We start from the raw sequence: 18,558 nt of genomic DNA on the forward strand, positions 1-18,558 counted from the left end.
AACAAGCGCGTCCGAGCGTTCCGTTGTTGCTGAATGATTCGCGAAAAGTCTTTCAAGCTGTAAGTCCCTAGGTCAGGAAGACGGGGGAGTCGTAGGAGGGTGGATTTATTTGGGTGGTCAATAAAATGGGTGGTCAATAAAAACAGATTAAAAAACCTAGTCGAATCCCCTCGCGGGGGAGGGGCAAATTCGTTACACTTTTCGCTCCCACGGCGAAAATCGTGTGTTGTGTTTCGGATTTGAGAGACGCGAGGAATGGTTTGCTAGAAATTCTAGCGGAACAGGATTGCAGGCTTGAAGCGAAACGTTAACATACGCAAGTCGTTACGGACTAGAGATTTACCGCATGATTGATGTTGCTATTGAGAGATTAATGGCAACGGTCGTTGAGAGTAGATGCTGGTATGTATCACGGCAGTTGTGAGGAGTCGGCAGATTGCAGGCATTTGATTGGTTAGATGAAGGCGGTCTAAGCTTGAGGGTTTTGAGTACTCAAGTTCTGGCGTCATAGAGCCGAAAAGCGTTTAGTAGTTTGTTGTAGAGCAAATTCCCCTGTAGCTCAGTCGGCAGAGCAGCGGACTGTTAATCCGCGTGTCGGTGGTTCGAGCCCACCCGGGGGAGCTTCTGTCCTTCGCAGCCAAGTGCTGCGAAGGACTGCAAATCACTGTGTTTTCTGCACTTTCTACGGTTTGCTCAGCACCCACTGGATCATTCCCAGGGTGCGTCGTTTTGTCATTTTGTGCCTCCAAATGACATGTGCCGCGAGGAGTTTGTGCAAACTGTAGTGCAAACGCGGTGGCTTCGACTCCGATTTCGGCCTTCTTCAATTCGTCTGGTTCTTGAGCCACCTCTGCGTCTTGAGTGTGTTTTCTAGCATTGATTTTTCTCCCCCGGCGATTCGCCCTAGAAACTTGTTTGGAGCAAGTTTCCGATGCTGCTCTTGAATCCGTATCGATCGGGTGGACTGCAGCCGGTTGATGCGACGCCGTGACCAAATTCGCGGGCGGAGCTGGCAGTTTCGAGACGGCTGCTGATTGCTCCACTTTGTCCGTATGGGAATAGATGTTGAAAGTCAGCCGCACGTCGCTATGTCGAGCCAAGGTTTGTGCAAGCTTCGGCGAAACCCCAGTACGTCCAAGGTTCGTAATGAAGGTATGCCGATTTGCATGGAAATCGGCAAATACGCCGTCGCCACTCTCGTAAGAAAGAAATTCCGAACGTTCGCGAACTTCGCGTTCCTCGGAATCTACTGCTTCATCGATCCAAGCTTTTCGTGCCGCAGCAAGATCGGCAGCCATCATTTTTGCGGTGTTTCGCAGGTAGCCGTTGGTAGTCTTGAGTGAAAACACTTTTTCACCCGGTCGCTTGGGATTCGAAGCCAACCAATTACGCAATTCGTCAACGACTGCCGCATGCAGCGGTATTTCATCTTCTCGCCGTCGTTTACTGTAGGCGGCACTGACGGTTATCGCAGGATTTGTCCCCTCAAGTAAAATCTGCGATCTAGTCAGGGAAGCTAATTCGCCGCGCCGAAATCCCGTCCAAGCTGCGACAATGTAAAGTACCGCCCGCTCGCCCCCCGCGACTTCCTGCACATCGCCTCCAGATCGAGCTGCATCGATAAGGCGAGAAAACTCCTCTGGCGTAATGGATCGACGTCGCCTTTTCACGTCGCCTTCAGCATTCATCCGTTTCATCGAACGAAGCGGGTTTACGCTTACGAGACTTTCTTCGATCGCCCAGTTGCAAAGCTCTTTTATCGCAACCAAATAGTAGTTGCTAGTTTGTATGCCCATCGCTTTCGAATCCCTCTCTGTTGAAAGCCAGCCTAGCACTTTCGACGGGGTAATCTGAGCCCAAACCTTGATCTCCGCTCCGTCGCAAAGCCGACGAATCCGATTCTCGGTCAGCTTGCAGTAGTCAGCAGTATTGTTTTTCGATCGGAGATACTTTGCAAAGCGATCAATTAGTTCATTTATTGATAGATCGTAAACAGACTCATTGCCTGAAAGCTGCCCGAGCCGTCGCATTGATGCGCGAGTTTCGAGTTCTTCCGCTAGCTTCAGTGAAGCAGCTTTGTCCGTAAACGCGGGGTGACGCTTCGTAGTCCCATCAGCGTCTCGGTATTGAGCGTACCATTTTTTTGATTCGATTCGATACTTTGTGCCGCACGGCGTAAGTTCGCATAGAACCGATTTTCCCGCTCGACGAATTGAATAGTAACTCACGTCCCCACGCTTCGTCAGCTCCGCCTCGGAGGGGAGCTTTTTCGTGGTGATGATCTTCACGACTTGTGCCATAACAACCTATCCTGAATGGGCTAAACAGAAGTAGACTTTCATTGCCATAATTAGCTTTCGAGTGGTCGGGGGCAACCCCTGGCAATCCATTCTCGGACTTCAACAAGCCTCCAACGAACACTTCCACCAAGCATCACTGGCTTAGGAAGCTCGCCAGTACTCTTTAGACGGTAAAGAGTTCGTTCTGAAATGGTCAGCAACCGAGCGAGTTCGCGAGCGCTAATCAATTCCGCTTCAGGCATTTCACCGGTAGCGGGTGCGACAATACTTGCTGCTTTATTCATTGCGGATCACTCCCATCGTCATCCCTGCCTTGGAAAAATATCCATTCATGCGCTAGGTCAAGTACTTTACTCACAAGCGGTAAATCATCTCGTCCGAAACGAGTTGACTCCTGCCAAATGTCACCGTTTTTGAACAGTCGACACACCGTTACTGAGTGACGCAGGCCAACCTTGGATTCGTTTCTCCAGATCGACGCTTTGATGTAGCCCATACGTATGACTTGGGCTGGGGGACGGCTCATGATTTCATTTCCTTTGCTAATGACTGGGTGTTGTATGAATTGCCCTTAAAAAACTCAAAAAACGGGGAGTCCAACGATGAACAACGAAGCTCATCGCCAGACTCCCCAAAACTTTCGCTTGCGCTAAGTACGGGACCCATGCTAAGACTCCTCCACGAGAAGCAAGACGGTCACCCGTCAATTGCAACTCATGAAAGAACCTCGTCAGAGTCTCGATTAAAAACCGGCGGGGAGGCCATCGACCGGCCCCCTCGCCAAAACCTGCTTTTGAAACCATGTCCCCTGAAAAACCTTCAGAAGAAATCCTTACCGGAATAACCTTCTGTAGAATCCTTGCATAGGTTTTAGGAACGTAACCTTAGGTTGGTTGTTATCCCGATTGTCGCGGGGTAACAACACGGTTGTCTTGGAACGGTCGGCTTCAGTGGTCACCCAAAATCGAACGCCGTTCTTGCTTTGGTAAGCAGACGTAATCCTGCCCCCTTGAAGCAAAGCGTTTTCGTTCTTGATGGCCTCACTGTCGCTAACATTTCCCCAGTCACCACGCTGATGCCGCTTGATAGCTTCATAAACGTCACCTGGATCAACTCGTCTCAACACAGCAGGGGTCGAATGTAAAGCACCCGTTTGAACGCGTGCAGCAGGATCAACCAACGAGATCATTTGGTCCTCCTTTTGTTCTTGCGTTCACTCTTCGTACTTCCACTCTCATTCATTGCGTGCATCGGAACCGACTCATGAATCACAGAATCTGGTTGATTCCTGATCCAAGCTTGAGCCATTTCCAAAACACTTCCCAAGGTTGGAAGGTCGTAGTCGCGAAATGATCTACTGTCATTCCAGACACCGACTCCATCCTTGTAGGCACGGCTTGTCGTCACGCTAAACCAAGTGCCACCGCTTTTTGAGCAGTTGCCCCAGATCGACGCGCGAATACTACCGAGTCTTATTTCGTGTACAGGTTGGTTCTTCTTTTCTTCTTCCATATTTCTCCGTTTGTTTGTTGTTATCCGCAGCTCAAGACTCATTCTCAAGATGCGATTTCTACATCTAAAACCTAGTTCAACCTAAGACTCGTATGACTTCAGCAGCAATCCATAAGAATCGCTTTGAGTCCAAACGACGGACACAATCGCTTTCGATTATGTCCACGGTTCGCTCTCTGTTTTGCCTCTCGTCATACATTCATTTGGATCCGATCCAAACATGACAACACATGCTGTCATGGGGTGATACAAAGTCACGCTTGCCATTTGTTTATTCAGTTCCTTGGCAGGGAACGATTGGGTGTAAAAGCCTTGGCTTCTACTAAAAAATGCGTTTCAGTTAGTCCTTGATCTCCTCGCGTTTGAGTAGCGGAACCAACTCGTCCATAACGACGGAGCGAACAGGCGCCTTCCCGACTTCATAGTGCCGGAAGGCCTTCAGTACGGCTTCCGCCCTCGACTTGGTGGCGGTCACGAAGTTCCATTCAAACTGCTTTTGCTTGATCCTCTTGCAGATGGCGTCAAAACGAATGAGTCGATGGACGTCTTTCCGTATCGCTTGAGCAGCGTGATTTGCGGAACCAAACCTGTGTTGATCGATCCGCATGAAAGCGAATTGAGACGACTGTCGATCGTTACCCCAGAATCCAAGAGGAATCCCTTCAGAGGTTCCTTCGATCAGCCTTTCGACTTGCATCTTGTTGAGGCGATATGCAGCCGATTCGTATTTTGTGCAGTACAGCAATCGGGCATAGTCGCGAAACAAAGTCGCATGCACCATCGGCTTTGCCCTTTCCGCTGGCAGACCCAATCTGGTCACCATGCTGCCAGAAAGAATGAAGCACATTTTCCCAGCATGCAATGGTTTTGCCGTCACCCATCTGCTTCTTGTTAATGACCACATCGCCCGCGAGTACTGGGCAACTGACAAAGGATCATCGCAAATCGACTGCCAGGTCGATTTGGTGATCATTCCGTAACGAACCAAAAGCTCGATGAGCTCTCGCTCCGTTTCGGTGAACGAGCCCAAACGTTCGCTGATCGACGCATCAGTCAGGGGATCAATAGTCAAATCATTCGCCATGTCATTCCTCAGTGCTGTTTCGCGTTGTGCTAACCAAATATGTCATCAAAGGGTTTTTGATCAGTTGGGTCTGATTTTGAAACACGGGCGGACTGCGGAGTGGACCCGCGTCTTTTTCGGTCTGCCTGAACCGGCATTGACGGCAGTGGTAACTCGCTTACCTCGACCATGCCTGGTAGATCACTCGGCCATGAAAAAGCCAGTCGCCTTTCATACTCCTCAGCAGTGATGTGAAAGGAGTTTCGAACGACAAACGGCGCACCTCGATACTGTGCGTAGCCGTTTCGTTCACCGTTGATCTTGGTCACACTCAAGAACGGATTGCTCGATACCCGATGCAGGTCGGTCGTGGTAATTCTCGGGGCATCACGGACGGTGGTTGTTATGGACTTGCCATTTGAGTTTGTGGTTTCGGATGAGACCATTTCCTTGTGGGTACCGAAAAGTTTTGCGAGATAATCCAGGTCCTCAGCGGCGGTGACAGATAACCACTGTCGAATGGCACAATTGCCCTCGATGGCATTGAGCAACACGGGTCCGCATGCCTTCAGGTCTCCAAGACTTTGGTTCGCGATGACCAGTCCGATGTCAAAGCCGCGAGCCTGCTGCATCACAACTTCGAGGTTGTCAGCAATCATCCGCTGAAACTCGTCAATGACGACCTGGACGCGATTCTTTCGCGGCTGGCTCTTTGCCGCGATCAGGAGATACTTGACAACCAAGCGACCTATCGTTTGGGCCACGAAGGGTGAGGTGACCGTAGGTAAATGGAAGTAATAGATCGCTGGCGTCTGGAATGCTGCCGCCAAATCGATCTGACAATCGAGCACTTCGGAATCAACGGGAGTGGTACCGGTTACATTGATGACGCTACAAGTCGCTAACGCCAAAATGGTTTCAGCAACCCCGATGTAATCGTTGCGAGGTTGCGAGCCGATATAGGTTGTCGGATTCGCAGCAAGCTCCACAAGCGTCGAATACAGTTCATGGAAAGATCGTATCGATGGATTTGATGCGAGAATCTCTCGAACGATTGCCGTATTCTTAGCCGAAAAATGTCCGCGAGCGTAGTCGACTCCGTAGAAGAGGCTCAGCGGTTCCGTGATTAGGTTGACCCTATCCGTTTGACTCAAATTCTCAATCCCGGCTGTATGAAACGGATTGAAGACGTGAGACGGCTTTCCCATTTCAATGGTGAACACCCGAATTGGAATCTCTCTGCCAGTTCGTTCTTTCAGTTCCTTCTGTGAAGCAAAACAAGCCGCTAGGTTTTCGTGCTTGTCCGCTTTCAAGTCGATGAACACAAGGCTCGTGTCGCCGAATCCGATCGTTTGCTCGATCAGTGGAGCCAGTCGCATCGACGATTTTCCGCTACCTGAATTGCCCAAGATGTGTGCGTGTTCCCAGAACAGCTCTCGCGAAATGATCACCGGTGAACCATCGGCTTCGACTCGGCCCCAGTAGTAATACTTTTTACTCATCAGCGTCCTCCACTCCACGCAGTTGTTTGACGATCACATCAAACGGTGCACGGCTGTCATTGAAGTGGACCGTCCACGCGGTGAACGAAGCTGCCAGCACGAGTAGTGACGCGCCCAATCCGCAACCAATCGCTCCCCAAACAAACATGTTGGTCACCGCGTTTCCTTCCACAGGAATCGCCAACGGGAGAGCTGTGACCACAACCACGTACACGGCCATCGGGATGGTCCGTAGTATCGCGTCTGGGGCGCAGCTACGAATCAGTCCGGGGGCCAGTGTGCTGTTATTTGGATATGCAAAGTAGTGCTCGCATGTCAGCAATAGAAATTGAATCGGGTACTTTGCGACCTTTGAAGACCGCACGAACGCGACCAGCATTGCTGCTACGATGATGACCGGTGCCATCATTAGACGAATCGGTGACCACAGTGAAATGCAAATTCCAATTCCGATCAGCGCTGCCAAGATCTCAATCTGTCCGCCACTTCGATTTCGTCGGCGTTCGGCCAACTTGGGATCAGCTCGCAAAATACAGCAATCGATACTTTGATAATGGCTTCCAATTTCGACCATGATCCAGATCGACGAAGTCATGGTGAAGGTACAGAACACGACTGCCCCCTCATTTCCCAGTCCAATCACACAGGCGGTTGATGCGAATGAAAACAGGGCACTGATCAATGCCATCCAGTACGCGTACCCACTCTTAGTTGCCCACCGCGTCAGGACGGACAGGATGAAAGCGAGGTGTGCGATGCGGGCTGAGTCGTTCAACCACGATCCCACCGTCGGGGAAAAGCGAGGGGCGTGAAACGCCATAAAGTAGATTGCACCCGCCACAGCAAGGGAAGACAACAATGCCGACAGAAAGACAACCACGTCAAACTGGAAGCGGGCTGGGAATTCGATCGGCATACGTTCTTTGGGAACCGCATCCCGATCCAAAGGGTTGTCAACTTTGATTGGGTCAATAGCCATCGCTGATTAGATTCCTACAAGGGTGCACAAGATCGGAGTTACATGGACACTGAACCTGATGCCGCTTGGCCAAACCCGCTTTCGAATCGCGGTCTCAATGGCCGTCTTCTTGCTCGGGCTAGGCGTCAAAACGACAAAGATCAATTTGCGATGGGCCAGCAAGCTGGCGTACCAAAGGTGGGAAATGCGTTTTTTAATGTCGGCGTTCAATTTCTCAGCGATATGCGTTGGTGACCCGCCCAAGTCCACTCGGATGATCTTGATGGAACCGTCAACCGGTACTTGCTCGACCGCGTGGGTGAGCGATCGATATTGCTTGGAATCATCAGTGAGCAACGTGATAAGCTCAGCGTCCGTCAGAATTCGCAGACGATCCGGAACTAGCATCACATACTCGATGATTGTCAAGTAGGTCGCGAGCGCCTGAGGACCGAGCACTCGTGAACGGCTCGCTGGAAGACCGAATGTCCGAATCGTCTTGGCCCCCGGCATGAAATACTGTGTCGATGCCGTGTAGTGATAAGCAACGAGCCATCCCTGCTTGACCAGTCGCGACGTAACCTTAGTGGTTGCATTAATTTTGGCGTTCGACAAATGGAGCCGATGAATCGATTCGTTGGTCATCAATCGAAAACGAATGACGTCTTCAATGATGCGACGATTGCGGGCGCCTAGCTCTTGGCGAAGCTTGCATAGACTGGACCGATTACCAGAGTTCATACGGTAGCTCCATTGAAATGCAAAATCTATGAAACTTCTGGAACCTCTTCGCCGAGTACAATCCGCAGAATTCAATCGCAAGCGCAGTCTTCCCTTGTTCATTGATATACAGAGCATCCGGGATCTGGCGCAGCATTCCGGTCGTCAAGTCTTCGCCGTACCAGAATTTTGCGATTTCCGGACGGGTTCGTCTTATTGCCAAATAAACAGCGGCCACTCCGATGTCGTGCGAAGCATGAAGTGGCCGTTTGAGGGCACACCCCGCAACGCCACCAAGTAACTTGGTGGCCACGGGGCCGCGCATGTAAATCCGTGCGCGTTTCGTCGGCACTTTGGACCAGCGGCTCCTAACCGTTGCAACCAACTTGTCAAAATCAGGAGCGTTTTCGCCCGTCGACCAAGCAAACAACGGTTGGGTCGGGATTGGCAATTGTCGAACTAGAACGGACTTCGAAGTCAATATGTCCCGTTGAACGTAATCGACTAATTGCGTTTCTTTTCTTTTTTGATCATCACCGGTGAAAAACTCGGCGAAAATTTGCTCAGTGGTGAAGGCCCGAACACAGTGTGTCAGTGCAAACAGTAATGGGAGGTCGGGAAACTTGCGTAGGGCTGTTAACATTCTTTTCAACTACTGATCAACTTCGACTAAAATGCTATGGGCGTGTTGAAAGCTAGGCAGAGCAAGACACGCCATTCCCAGCAACACTTGTAGAAGGATAGGCTTATGGCGCGCTCCAAAAATAAGCGAGGTGAACCAAATCAGCGCTCCATTTCTGCTTACCAGGCTGCCCAAGAACAGAGCGTTGGTCCCGTGATGGACCGCGAAAAGCTTCTGGCACGCATGAATGCACTCAATCTGAATCAGACTCAGTTGGCCATGAAAGCCGATCTCGGTCGAACGAGTATTGTCAGGCTGCTTCAAACCGGTGAAGCCGGACAACACGTGCGTGAGAGTGTTTGCCGTGCATTGTCAATTCGCGAAGATGAAGTTCTTCGTCAGCCAACACGTCAGGAATTGACGGAGCAAGCACACGACCTGAAGCCACCCAACGGATGGACCGTCAAGTCAGTTGAAACGCCACGGCTCATGGCCGCCAACGGTGTTTCCTATCAAGTCGCCAAGCTTGAGAGCAAATTCATCGACAATCGTTTTTGCCGTGGTAAGTTTTATGATTTGCTCCATGTCACGGAGCGACAAATCCCCGAACTTGTTGCCAGACTCACCCGGCACGCATCTGTATGCTCGTTGATGCCCAAGGTCGCGCAGATACCTATTCATCTCGATATCCGTCCGATGGCCACCGACACTGCATGGTGGGTTCTTGATGAATGGATCAACTCCACACCACTTTCAACGCTAATCGATTCGCAAGTCGCCTTTTCCAAAATTGCCATCAAAGAGATTGCGGCGGATTTGCTTCTTGGTTTGTCGGCATTGCACCAACAGGGAATCATCGTTCGAGAACTCGCACCCGAACGAGTTCTAGTCGTGGACAATTCTCATCGTTGTGTCATCAGTGACTTCGAATTGGCAAAGCTGCTCAGCAGCGACATCTCGGTTTCAGGTAAATGGAGGTACGAGACGCACTATCGAGCCCCGGAAGTCTCTGACGACGATCCAAAAGTACAGAGCGACCTGTTTAGCTGGGCGGTGATCGTTGGCGAATTGTTGACCGGCAAACCGAGAATTGACGCGGAAAAACTTCGAACAGTCGTGGGAGCGGACGCCATCAGCAATCTGATTCTGAAGTGTTTGGAAAAACGATATTTCGATCGGCCAACAACCGCTGCAAAAGTGCTTGAAACCTGGAATCAATGGAAGGTCTAGAGAATGGTTGCGGAGAGTCAAGCATTACCGCCAATCGATGTCAGCTCCCTCGGTAGTTTCGTTTTTTGTCAGCGAGCCGGCGTCATCGCGTTCAAGAAGCAAGGAACGAATGAGGACGGAAACGAAGAAGAACCTCGCATCGCCAATCTGAGCTACCTACCCGAATTCTGCGACATTGGATTACGAGAGAAATTCGAGCAGATTTTTCCAACGCTGCTTTGCTATTGGGGTGTAATTCTTGTTTGGTTTTTGATTGTTGCGGTTCTTTCGCGGACAGGTTTTCTCCTGCTGTCGATAATCCTCTTGGCCGCGATGCTGCCGATCGCCATCAAGGCGTACAATGACACGATCTTAGTCATCCAAATTCTTGCCGAACTAGCAAGATATAAAAACAAGCCAGTCACGCCGCTCGATCCCAACGCAACGCAACCGGTCGAGATCACATGGTGGGGGTTACGTAAGGCTGGCTTCGATGCGATCAGGCCCGGTGCAGCCCTCAAAGATCCGGACCTTTACTTGAACGGCAAGCCTTGGCGAGTTCTCAGTAACAATGACGGCGTCAGGATTCCGGTGATCAATTCAAACACCGAAAAACTGATCGTACGGGACTCCCATCGGATACGGTTGGCAGCGTATTCACACTTGCTGGAAACAGAACAACGAGCAACGTCGGAGTGGGGCGTGATTGTGGATATGGAAACCAAGAAAGGCTATGCGATTCCGATTGGTGTTGCACTGAGATCCGAGGCACTCGTCACCCTCGAAAGATTTCGCAAGGTTCTTCAAGACGATGAGCGTAACATTCAACTCAAAATTCCGGTCGCCTCTCCCTGCGAGAATTGCCGTTTCGGTAAACCACGTCCCTATGTGACAGGCGAATCGGAGACAATGTATCGCACCGGCCCCATCGGTGCCCGCGTCGAAAACGGGCATGGGGATGTAAAAGTCCACAGCGATTGCGGCGATGAATTTGAGTGGAAACCAATGCACAACTATTGGTGACCGAACATCCAACGAAGCAGCGTTTGTGTGGCCGTGAAGTGTTTGGTGTGATGGTCAGCTTTCGACTGCAAATCATGCCAAACGCAATTCAAGGCGTGGGCAAATTCTCTGGTCGTTGAAAATCTCGCTTCTGGATTCAACTGGAGCGCTTTCGTCACAATCTGGTCGAGTTGACGCATGATACCGCGAGGAATCGTTTCCGCTCCAACGATAAGGTCACTTGGTGGCTGATATGCTTTAGCGACGGACTCAAATCCTGGATGTCCAGCTTTACCACCGTATGTTTCATAAGGCACTTGCCCCGTCAACATTTCGAACAGAACCACCGCTGCCGAAAACTGATCGGAGCGTGCGTCGATTTTTGATCGTTCGAGCGAAACTTCTGGACTTGCATAGACCGAATTGTAACCGTCACCAAATTCACGGTTGGCTGTACACTCGACCTGCCATCCACTGCCAAAGTCGGTCAACCAAATGCCACCCGGTTTGCTCGGAATAATCAGATTCGCTGGCTTGATATCGCCATGAATCACACCCGCATGCGTGTGAAGGTCGGATAAAGTGAACGCTAAATCTTTACCTCGCCGTACCGCTTCCCACACTCCAATCGGCCATACGCCATTCTTCTTGAACCGTTTGCAGTACGACGCCAAGTCGATTCCTTCGCACCAGGAAACGAGCATGGACATAGTTTGAGAATCAGACTCCCACGCATGGAGTGTGGGAAGACCGTGATGGTTCCTTGGTATCCGTGCGATTGATTTACGAAACTGGTCGGCCTCTGAAGAAGCTGGCAGGATGATCGCTGTGTAGGTCGTACCGTGCGGAATCGGATCTCGATGGCGGACTTTCCAGCGACCTCGTTGAGGCGACGATAGGCGTTCCAGGACTTGGTACGTCTGGCCCCGAACGCGGAGCGTTGTAAACGTCGCTTTTCGGGCTGATGGGCGCATTGATCGCGATCCAAGGTGTGAGGCGTGTTCCTACAACAAACAATCAGGCAAGCGACAAGACACATTGACCAGTAAAAAACCTACTCATTGCGGTACGGCACTGGCATGACCACCGGCAGGTAGTACCCAGGCTGGACGTGCCAATCGACATGCCGCTTTCTTTCCGACGTTAAGGTGCCAAATAGCCTTTTTCAACCAGAAGGCTTTGATACTTTTGCAAAAGCATGTAGGCGGGCCGGATGGCTTCGACCTCGCCGGGGTTGAGTGCTCCACCGAAGTAGTGTGGATAGGGGCCACGAGTTTGGCGATCATTGCTCTTATCGTTAAACAACCAGAGAAGTTTCACGAATCCACCTTCTGAACCATTCGGCTGATTCAACGCACCGTACGACTTGATGGCAGCTAAAGACATCGGCCCCTTCACCGTGCCTTGCACTGAGTTGTCGACAGCCTTGGGCTGCGTATAGCCGTCCACAAACAAAGGCGAAAGATAGTGTTTGATTTGGGGTAGATCACGATTGAACTCAGCTTCAAGTCGAGCGCGTTCTGCCTTTTGTTCTGCCGCCTTTCGAAGTGCGATAGTTTCCTCTGCCAACCGCTTCGCTTCCGCATCCGCGACAGCCTTCTTCTTTTCCATTTCCAATTGCAATCTGGATGCTTCCGCGTTGGCTTGCATCTCCCGCGACTCTCGATCGGCTTCCTCATTCATTTTGCGTTTGCTTTCTGCCCAGGCTAGCGCTTCATCGTTTGTTTTTTTGGCAATCGCTTCCCTCAATGTCATTGCCGCCGGTGATAAAGTTTGGCATTGGCTTTCCAGACTCGAAAGGGAAAGCCAGGCCTTGTCGATGGCATCGTTTAAGTTGGTCACACGTTGATCAGAACGTTCAACCGCCTTGTTCACTTCGTCTAAATTGGTTGTGCCTGACAGTTTCAGTTTCTGCTTTTCCAACACTCCGATTTGTTTTCGCAGTACAAAAAGGTCGCTTTCCGCGACGACCTCTCCCTTTAACAATGCTATCACAACTGGAAAAACTTCCTTGTTGCTCACCATGCGTCGTCCACTGTCATTGACTGACAAGTCGCCGGTGCGTTTTACCCATGCATCGTGGCGGTCTTCGAGTTTCTTGAAATTGGATACAAGTAAAACAATCCGTTCTTTCAAAGATTCCGTTTCAATGCTACGAAGTTCATCCGCAAGTGTTGGCGTTACAACGGTATGCTCGGACTGCCGAATTCCTGCAGGCTGATTCGGCGATGTGCTGGGACGATAAACCACTTCGAGTTCTGCCGTTCTATTGAGGTCTGAAACAGACGGATCCGCGAGACCGACCTGCTGCTCCGGGCCTAATGAACTAACCAACTCTGTTTTTTGGCTTGGCCCGTACAACCACCACAAGGTAAAAAAAAGCAACGCCAAGCCGACGCTTACTTTGACGGATTTGTGCGAGGACAAAAATGCATCAAGCAATTGAAACAGACGCGACACAATCAACCTTTCATTCTACGTTTGAAGTGAGAGCTAAAGCAGCTTTTCGATTAAACTGGTCATGGTTGGCGGCTGGTGCTCAGGCCTACTTTCTTGGATCAACCAGCCGGACAGAACAAAACGATTTGACAAAACAATGGCCGGGTCAAAAGCCCATGGACGAGTCTCCTCGACCAATGTGCTCCTCGACGAAGTTTGCGTTGACCAAGATTCGAGCTCAAAGTCCTTTTGCCACAATCGGACTCGCACCAAGTTGCCTTCCACGATCCGCACCAGCTCCTCCAACCAATTCGGGATCAGATTCAAAATTGCTCGTTGCTGCGTGGGAACCGACACCGAAGTGTTCAGCGGATGTGAAACGATCGCATCGCTGATCTCGTGAACATGGATCAATAGTTTTCTCTGCCGAGTACCAGCGTGAATGACATGTCGATATCCATCAAAGGTATGACGTAAGCTGTCCGTTTCTTCGTCGTACTCAGTTCCAAGGAAGTCTCTTTCTTCGAAATAAGTTCGGGAATTTAGTCGATCGGGCTTCGCCTCAATTTCGTGGGTGCAATAACTAAACTCGCATCGATTGCGATCCAGCCATTCGATTGCACCGCAAACGGAACGATCGGTCAGCATGGTGAGCTGTGTGAACATCGACGACGCCATTAGCCCAATTGTCTTGGAGACTTCCTTTCCAAGCATCTGGGCGGCGTCATCAGGTGTCAAATCACCCAACGGCATTCCAGGGATCCGAATTTCTCGTGGCCAATCAATCCCCTCGAGAATCTCTTCCCGCCAGATTCTCGCAGCTTCTTGCAACCCTTTGTCAGTGAAGCCATGCCTCCGGTAGTTCGTCGTGTCGATTCCTATATGGACAAGAGAACGAAGTAGCTGCGTCCACTCCTTCCGACAAGTTCGAAGCACTCGCCAGTCGGTATCGTAGGCAGTTGCTACCTCGTCGACCGTAGAAAAGGATCGTCTCGAGTTCGGCAGTCTGACTAACGAATTCAGAATCGATTCGAATTGTGGACGTACCTCGCTTGTCAGTTTTGCCGACTCAAAGTCTCGATCGCCGGTCGGCAGACGTGTCGAGGAAAGTCGATCAACAAGCGTCAATCGACTATCGACAACAGCGTTGTGGAATCTGTTTTTTGTTTTCTTTTCGGTTGGTGTCGTCACTTCGCATCCCCGTCGCTTGGTAATCGGCAGAACTCTCAAGATCTATATTTTGAACCAGAACGCTACAGCTTTGGATGAAAAAAAGCAGAAATTTCCGAAGTTTCAAGCTGCCGTAGGACGGAGTAAGGGCGGTCGATCAGGTCAAATATCCCTGGCTCAATAACCACGGTTCCAAAGCCTGTTCAACCAACTCCTGCTGTGTGAACACCTGCTCGCCATCGAGTTCGCGTTCAAGGGAAGCTCGCTTGAGCGCACCGGCGATTTCTGGCCTTAACCGCACCGTTACCGGAATCAGGCCGACGCGTTGAAAACGTGTCGATGGGCGGGGGAGCGGTCGCTCAGATGTCCCCAACGTTTGCTTAGTGGGACCACTTTCCCGAGCGACACTTTCCCGAGCGACATTTTCCCGGGCAATCGTCGATTGGTTTTCAACAAAGGACGTGGGGGCCGCGTTCGATTTTGCTGTGACAGGTCGCTGTGTCACAAACGATCGGACAAATTCGGCATCCACGCCGGGGATTTGCGCATTCACTGCGGCGGTCAAAGTTCTTCGTTCTGTCATAAACTGGCTCTCCTTGATTGTTGATTTCGAATCAGTACTCGTTGGCTTCGCGTTTTCCTTCGGCAATCGCATCGTCTTCGACCACCTCGGGCAAAAGTTCGCGGAACAATCGATCAATTTCATCTGCGGCGTCGCGAGCCCCATAGGACAAATCCCAGACAAACTTCGCCTGCCCCGGTGCATCGGCGTAAGCCTGACGAAGCGACACGGCTGTGTTTGCCAACTTCAGATTCAACGACTGGGCCGCCTCCTTCATATCCTGCGTCAAACGATAGCTATGCCGCACCATGCTCAGCACGGCAATCGCCTGCGGCGGGCCTTGGCGGATATCTTGGGCCTGCCGAAGGAAATGAGTATTCTTCTGCAACGCTCGGGCCTCAAACATGCTTGCCTTTGCCGGCACGATCGCGAGGTCAGCCCACATCAAAAGCGCTCGACTGGTCTCCGTCTGGGAACCCGGCCCATCGGCGATGACGTAGTCCGCCTCCTGTCTCAATCCAGGCAGCTCGTCGAGTACCTCGTCTGCGTTTGCCAACTGGACGATCTGAATATGGGGTGCCGCTTCTCGCAACCACTCGGACGATGACTGCTGCTGATCACAATCCGCAAAAATGACCTGTTTGCCTTGCGCGGCCAGCCAGCCAGCAAGATGTCCGGCCAGCGTCGATTTCCCTACACCACCTTTTGAATTCACGATCGCGATTATCATCCCTGACCAATTACCCGAAGCGTGAGCATCTCGCAAGCTTTTTCTTTGACACGCTGACAACCCTTGGTGTAGACAGGGCCAGCAACCTGCAAGTTCTTCGCCAAGCCAGTCAGCAAGCTGGCAGGCAAGCCTTGAAAAAGAGACGGGACACCAAATCGAATCAAATGTGAGCAGGTTGGCATCGAACAAAGAAAAGCAATGAAAGAAAGAATGAAAACCATACCGTCAAACGAAACACATTTTGTCTTTTTGAGAGTACCGCCATTTGAAACATGCTTGGGCTGCGATCGTACCGTCAAACGAGACATGTTTTACCGTCGATCGAAACATCATTTCCGCTCGCATTACCGACTAACGAAACATGTTTACCCGTGGCAACCTGTTGCAATCATTCATCATTTCGGCGCAGTAATTTGTTCTTATTAATTTAATAACCACATGATCGGCTGTTGTCTTTTGGAGGATATGAAATCAGAAAACAAGGAATCACAAACGGAGGCAACCGAGCACAAAAATAGTACCGGAATGAGCCATTCAGGTATCGACGAATTAAACTTCGCGGAATTCCCGCTGGCCTCCATTTCGCAACGTCGGCTAGACGGAAAGAAGACGGTTGTTTTTGAAGAGCCCCTATTCGACCGCAACGAAAACAAGTACGTCACGCGGCGATTGACCATCTCCGGCTCAGATCGTTTCGGATTGCCGACCGCCATCGATGACGATGTACTGCTGGCCTGCATCCAAATCTCCAAGCTTCAAGAGTTTCGTAGTCCTGTCGTTACCTTCAGTCGCTATGAAATCCTCAAAATGCTGCGGATGCGAGATTCCTCATCAAACTACGCAAGAATTTCCGTCAGCCTGCGACGCTGGAAAGGGTTGTCGATCTTTTCCGATCGGGCATTCTACAATCACCAGCATAAGTGTTGGGTAAATCGGGATTTTGGCGTCTTCGATACATTGACCATTTTCAGCCGTGACTCGGAATCTCCCGATTCGCTCGCACGTTCTCGGTTCACATGGAACGAAGTCATCTTCAACAGTTTCCAAGCAGGGTACCTGAAACGGCTGGACTGGAATCTTTACACGTCACTGGAAAGCCCACTCGCAAAACGTCTTTATCGATTTCTGGACAAACGATTTTATCACGGCAGTTCGTTTGAAATGGACCTCAAAGACTTCGCCGTCAACCGCATGGGGCTACCAACGACGTACAACACATCGCAAATCAAGCGTGGACTACTGAAAGGGTTGCAGGAGCTCGAACGCCGTTGGCAGCTACGTCCGCTGAACACAGAAAAACGTTTTATCAAACAGAGTCGAGGAACCTATCTTATTCGGTTCGAACGGCGTCGGATCACAACCAAGGCTGTAGGCAGTTCATTCACCCAAGGTCCGCAACGATCCGAAATCGACCTCAGCCAGTTGCAGTCACAACTGGTCAAGCGAGGGATTGGCCCAGCGACCGCAGAAGAACTCGCGAACCACTTTCCCGTTCGAACCATCCGGACCATGATCGAATTGTTCGATTGGTACAACCTGCGGGGGCAATCGCGTGGTGCTGGCTTCTTGGTACAGTCAATCAAGAAGTCCGAGGCCATTGAACTACCCAAGGGCTTTGAAAGCAGCCAGCAGATTGAACTACGCCGTAAGGCGGTGACGGAGCGAATCAAATACGATCGTGAATGCTCCACTCAGCGGGAGCGACTAGCTGCGCGAGCGTCGCAAACTCGATTTGATGAATTCATCACCCATTGGCAATCACTCTCTCAGTTGGAGCAGACAAAGTTCGAAGACGAAGCCCTACTACAAGCTGAACCGACCAAACGCATGGGCTACTACCGCAACCAAGGCCGCGAGGGTCCACTCTTTGAGCAATATCGACAAGTGATTCTCCGCGATCATTTCGAACGGTGCCGTCTGTAAGACAGGACGCTTGGTTCATGACGAGATGACAGAACTCGGTGTCCTTACATCGATCATGGGATAGCGAGCAAAGTCGGATGCATTCAAGCTGAGGATGCTGTTGATGTTATGCCGCACCATGGCAGCAACCAGTCTTGCGTCATGACCGTTCTTGCCAGAAACTGAATAGTTCGTTACCAGTGATTTCCAGCACGGGAAAATGCCCCGCTCATCAAGCAGCAATGTAAAGATTTCAGTTGCGCGATCAAGGTTGGAATCCGCGTCAGCAGGTGAAAGGCCAAAGCCGTTGGCTGAAATCGGGCGAGTGACAACAACCCAATACTCATAAAGAATCTGCGGAACGATCACTAAGTCAAAGTTAGTAAACTCTAACCTTTCTACTGCCTGTCGAACGACTACGTGATCGGCGTGGCTAACGTTCAGCAAACGCAGCAAGATATTGGTGTCCAGAAGGATCCTCATTCACCGCGCCCGGCATAAATCGACTCGCGGCTGTCGTCAATTTGACCAAGATCTCGCGGCTGAGAGTCGATCCATTTCTGGAGCTTGGACTGAAACTCCTCGTGTGACAACCTTGCACCCGTATTTCCACCAGGAACGATTGAATGAAGCGTCTCTATCACGAACGTTGCTAAGTCCATACCGCGAATTGCAGCGTTATGATTCAGCGCGTCCACCAGGGGCTGCGGTAGTTTTAATTTTAGATTCATAACCGGTCCTCCGCTTGAAATGATACCCTACGACGCAAGTTGAATCCAGCCAGAAAAGGCTCCTTCGTGAATCGTCAAATCGAAAGTCAGCCGTTCAGCGCCAGCATATCGTTGTTATCGCAAACGCTTTCTGACA

Annotated in this window: 17 protein-coding genes, 1 tRNA gene and 1 pseudogene; 4 read left to right on the forward strand and 15 right to left on the reverse strand. The window is 50.8% G+C overall.

The genetic code is table 11. The features are described from left to right. The first annotated feature begins 548 nt into the window (after positions 1–548). Positions 549–621: transfer RNA gene (locus SH302x_RS13170), tRNA-Asn, on the forward strand. Positions 622–1,055: 434 nt separating this feature from the next. Here the strand turns inward: SH302x_RS13170 and SH302x_RS13175 are convergent. The 8 genes and pseudogenes from SH302x_RS13175 to SH302x_RS13210 all read right to left on the reverse strand — a co-directional run. Further along, positions 1,056–2,300: pseudogene (locus tag SH302x_RS13175) on the reverse strand (tyrosine-type recombinase/integrase); the annotation flags it as partial. Positions 2,301–2,350: 50 nt separating this feature from the next. Next, positions 2,351–2,584 carry a helix-turn-helix transcriptional regulator gene (locus SH302x_RS13180; protein WP_479369144.1) on the reverse strand — a complete coding sequence of 78 codons (234 nt, stop codon included), beginning with the start codon at positions 2,582–2,584 and terminating at the stop codon, positions 2,351–2,353. Beyond that, a complete protein-coding gene (locus SH302x_RS13185; protein WP_479369145.1) occupies positions 2,581–2,826 on the reverse strand; it encodes a hypothetical protein in 246 nt (81 codons plus the stop codon). The genes SH302x_RS13180 and SH302x_RS13185 overlap by 4 nt, the downstream gene beginning before the upstream one ends. A 306-nt stretch (positions 2,827–3,132) precedes the next feature. Continuing rightward, on the reverse strand, positions 3,133–3,489 hold the full coding sequence (locus SH302x_RS13190; RefSeq protein WP_479369146.1) for a hypothetical protein: 357 nt from the start codon (positions 3,487–3,489) through the stop codon (positions 3,133–3,135). A 663-nt stretch (positions 3,490–4,152) separates the two neighbouring features. After that, a complete protein-coding gene (locus SH302x_RS13195; RefSeq protein ID WP_479369147.1) occupies positions 4,153–4,896 on the reverse strand; it encodes a hypothetical protein in 744 nt (247 codons plus the stop codon). Between the two features lie 29 nt (positions 4,897–4,925). Then, positions 4,926–6,377 carry a type IV secretory system conjugative DNA transfer family protein gene (locus tag SH302x_RS13200; protein WP_479369148.1) on the reverse strand — a complete coding sequence of 484 codons (1,452 nt, stop codon included), beginning with the start codon at positions 6,375–6,377 and terminating at the stop codon, positions 4,926–4,928. Continuing rightward, positions 6,370–7,356: a hypothetical protein gene (locus SH302x_RS13205; RefSeq protein ID WP_479369149.1), complete on the reverse strand. Its 987-nt coding sequence runs from the start codon at positions 7,354–7,356 to the stop codon at positions 6,370–6,372. The genes SH302x_RS13200 and SH302x_RS13205 overlap by 8 nt, the downstream gene beginning before the upstream one ends. Positions 7,357–7,362: 6 nt before the next feature. After that, complete coding sequence (locus tag SH302x_RS13210; protein WP_479369150.1) at positions 7,363–8,076, reverse strand: hypothetical protein; 714 nt, start codon at positions 8,074–8,076, stop codon at positions 7,363–7,365. Between the two features lie 727 nt (positions 8,077–8,803). Between SH302x_RS13210 and SH302x_RS13215 the strand changes: the two genes are divergently transcribed. Beyond that, a complete protein-coding gene (locus SH302x_RS13215) occupies positions 8,804–9,907 on the forward strand; it encodes a protein kinase domain-containing protein (RefSeq protein ID WP_479369151.1) in 1,104 nt (367 codons plus the stop codon). A 3-nt stretch (positions 9,908–9,910) separates the two neighbouring features. After that, a complete protein-coding gene (locus SH302x_RS13220; RefSeq protein WP_479369152.1) occupies positions 9,911–10,909 on the forward strand; it encodes a PD-(D/E)XK nuclease family protein in 999 nt (332 codons plus the stop codon). Here SH302x_RS13220 and SH302x_RS13225 read toward each other — a convergent pair. From SH302x_RS13225 to SH302x_RS13245, 5 genes are all read right to left on the reverse strand, one after another. Beyond that, positions 10,900–11,862 (reverse strand): serine/threonine protein kinase, encoded by a 963-nt coding sequence (locus tag SH302x_RS13225; RefSeq protein ID WP_479369153.1) that lies wholly within the window; start codon positions 11,860–11,862, stop codon positions 10,900–10,902. The two genes, SH302x_RS13220 and SH302x_RS13225, sit on opposite strands and share 10 nt — an antisense overlap. Before the next feature lie 169 nt (positions 11,863–12,031). Beyond that, the gene (locus tag SH302x_RS13230) at positions 12,032–13,348 is read right to left on the reverse strand and encodes a hypothetical protein (protein WP_479369154.1); all 1,317 of its coding nucleotides are present in this window, start codon (positions 13,346–13,348) and stop codon (positions 12,032–12,034) included. A gap of 33 nt (positions 13,349–13,381) precedes the next feature. Then, the gene (locus SH302x_RS13235) at positions 13,382–14,518 is read right to left on the reverse strand and encodes a hypothetical protein (protein WP_479369155.1); all 1,137 of its coding nucleotides are present in this window, start codon (positions 14,516–14,518) and stop codon (positions 13,382–13,384) included. A gap of 136 nt (positions 14,519–14,654) precedes the next feature. Continuing rightward, entirely contained in the window at positions 14,655–15,080 is a 426-nt protein-coding gene (locus SH302x_RS13240; RefSeq protein WP_479369156.1) for a hypothetical protein, read from the reverse strand. 31 nt (positions 15,081–15,111) lie between these two features. Then, entirely contained in the window at positions 15,112–15,774 is a 663-nt protein-coding gene (locus tag SH302x_RS13245) for an AAA family ATPase (RefSeq protein WP_479369157.1), read from the reverse strand. Between the two features lie 540 nt (positions 15,775–16,314). On the opposite strand from SH302x_RS13245, the gene SH302x_RS13250 reads away from it, so the two are divergent. Continuing rightward, a complete protein-coding gene (locus SH302x_RS13250) occupies positions 16,315–17,712 on the forward strand; it encodes a replication initiator protein A (protein ID WP_479369158.1) in 1,398 nt (465 codons plus the stop codon). A 15-nt stretch (positions 17,713–17,727) separates the two neighbouring features. Here the strand turns inward: SH302x_RS13250 and SH302x_RS13255 are convergent, their stop codons facing one another. Both SH302x_RS13255 and SH302x_RS13260 read right to left on the reverse strand, forming a co-directional pair. Next, positions 17,728–18,174 (reverse strand): type II toxin-antitoxin system VapC family toxin, encoded by a 447-nt coding sequence (locus tag SH302x_RS13255; protein WP_479369159.1) that lies wholly within the window; start codon positions 18,172–18,174, stop codon positions 17,728–17,730. Then, on the reverse strand, positions 18,171–18,422 hold the full coding sequence (locus SH302x_RS13260) for a hypothetical protein (RefSeq protein ID WP_479369160.1): 252 nt from the start codon (positions 18,420–18,422) through the stop codon (positions 18,171–18,173). Before SH302x_RS13260 ends, SH302x_RS13255 begins: the two co-directional genes overlap by 4 nt. Between the last annotated feature and the right edge of the window lie 136 nt (positions 18,423–18,558).

This window comes from Njordella calcicola (genome assembly GCF_056494125.1).

Excerpts from the sequence above, each read along its gene's own strand:
- SH302x_RS13215 (WP_479369151.1), top strand. The coding sequence starts at position 8,804 with ATGGCGCGCTCCAAAAATAAGCGAGGTGAACCAAATCAGCGCTCCATT.
- SH302x_RS13240 (WP_479369156.1), bottom strand. The coding sequence starts at position 15,080 with ATGACAGAACGAAGAACTTTGACCGCCGCAGTGAATGCGCAAATCCCC.
- SH302x_RS13260 (WP_479369160.1), bottom strand. The coding sequence starts at position 18,422 with ATGAATCTAAAATTAAAACTACCGCAGCCCCTGGTGGACGCGCTGAAT.
- SH302x_RS13225 (WP_479369153.1), bottom strand. The coding sequence starts at position 11,862 with ATGCGCCCATCAGCCCGAAAAGCGACGTTTACAACGCTCCGCGTTCGG.
- SH302x_RS13210 (WP_479369150.1), bottom strand. The coding sequence starts at position 8,076 with ATGAACTCTGGTAATCGGTCCAGTCTATGCAAGCTTCGCCAAGAGCTA.
- SH302x_RS13185 (WP_479369145.1), bottom strand. The coding sequence starts at position 2,826 with ATGAGCCGTCCCCCAGCCCAAGTCATACGTATGGGCTACATCAAAGCG.
- SH302x_RS13190 (WP_479369146.1), bottom strand. The coding sequence starts at position 3,489 with ATGATCTCGTTGGTTGATCCTGCTGCACGCGTTCAAACGGGTGCTTTA.
- SH302x_RS13205 (WP_479369149.1), bottom strand. The coding sequence starts at position 7,356 with ATGGCTATTGACCCAATCAAAGTTGACAACCCTTTGGATCGGGATGCG.
- SH302x_RS13195 (WP_479369147.1), bottom strand. The coding sequence starts at position 4,896 with ATGGCGAATGATTTGACTATTGATCCCCTGACTGATGCGTCGATCAGC.
- SH302x_RS13180 (WP_479369144.1), bottom strand. The coding sequence starts at position 2,584 with ATGAATAAAGCAGCAAGTATTGTCGCACCCGCTACCGGTGAAATGCCT.
- SH302x_RS13255 (WP_479369159.1), bottom strand. The coding sequence starts at position 18,174 with ATGAGGATCCTTCTGGACACCAATATCTTGCTGCGTTTGCTGAACGTT.
- SH302x_RS13200 (WP_479369148.1), bottom strand. The coding sequence starts at position 6,377 with ATGAGTAAAAAGTATTACTACTGGGGCCGAGTCGAAGCCGATGGTTCA.
- SH302x_RS13250 (WP_479369158.1), top strand. The coding sequence starts at position 16,315 with ATGAGCCATTCAGGTATCGACGAATTAAACTTCGCGGAATTCCCGCTG.
- SH302x_RS13220 (WP_479369152.1), top strand. The coding sequence starts at position 9,911 with ATGGTTGCGGAGAGTCAAGCATTACCGCCAATCGATGTCAGCTCCCTC.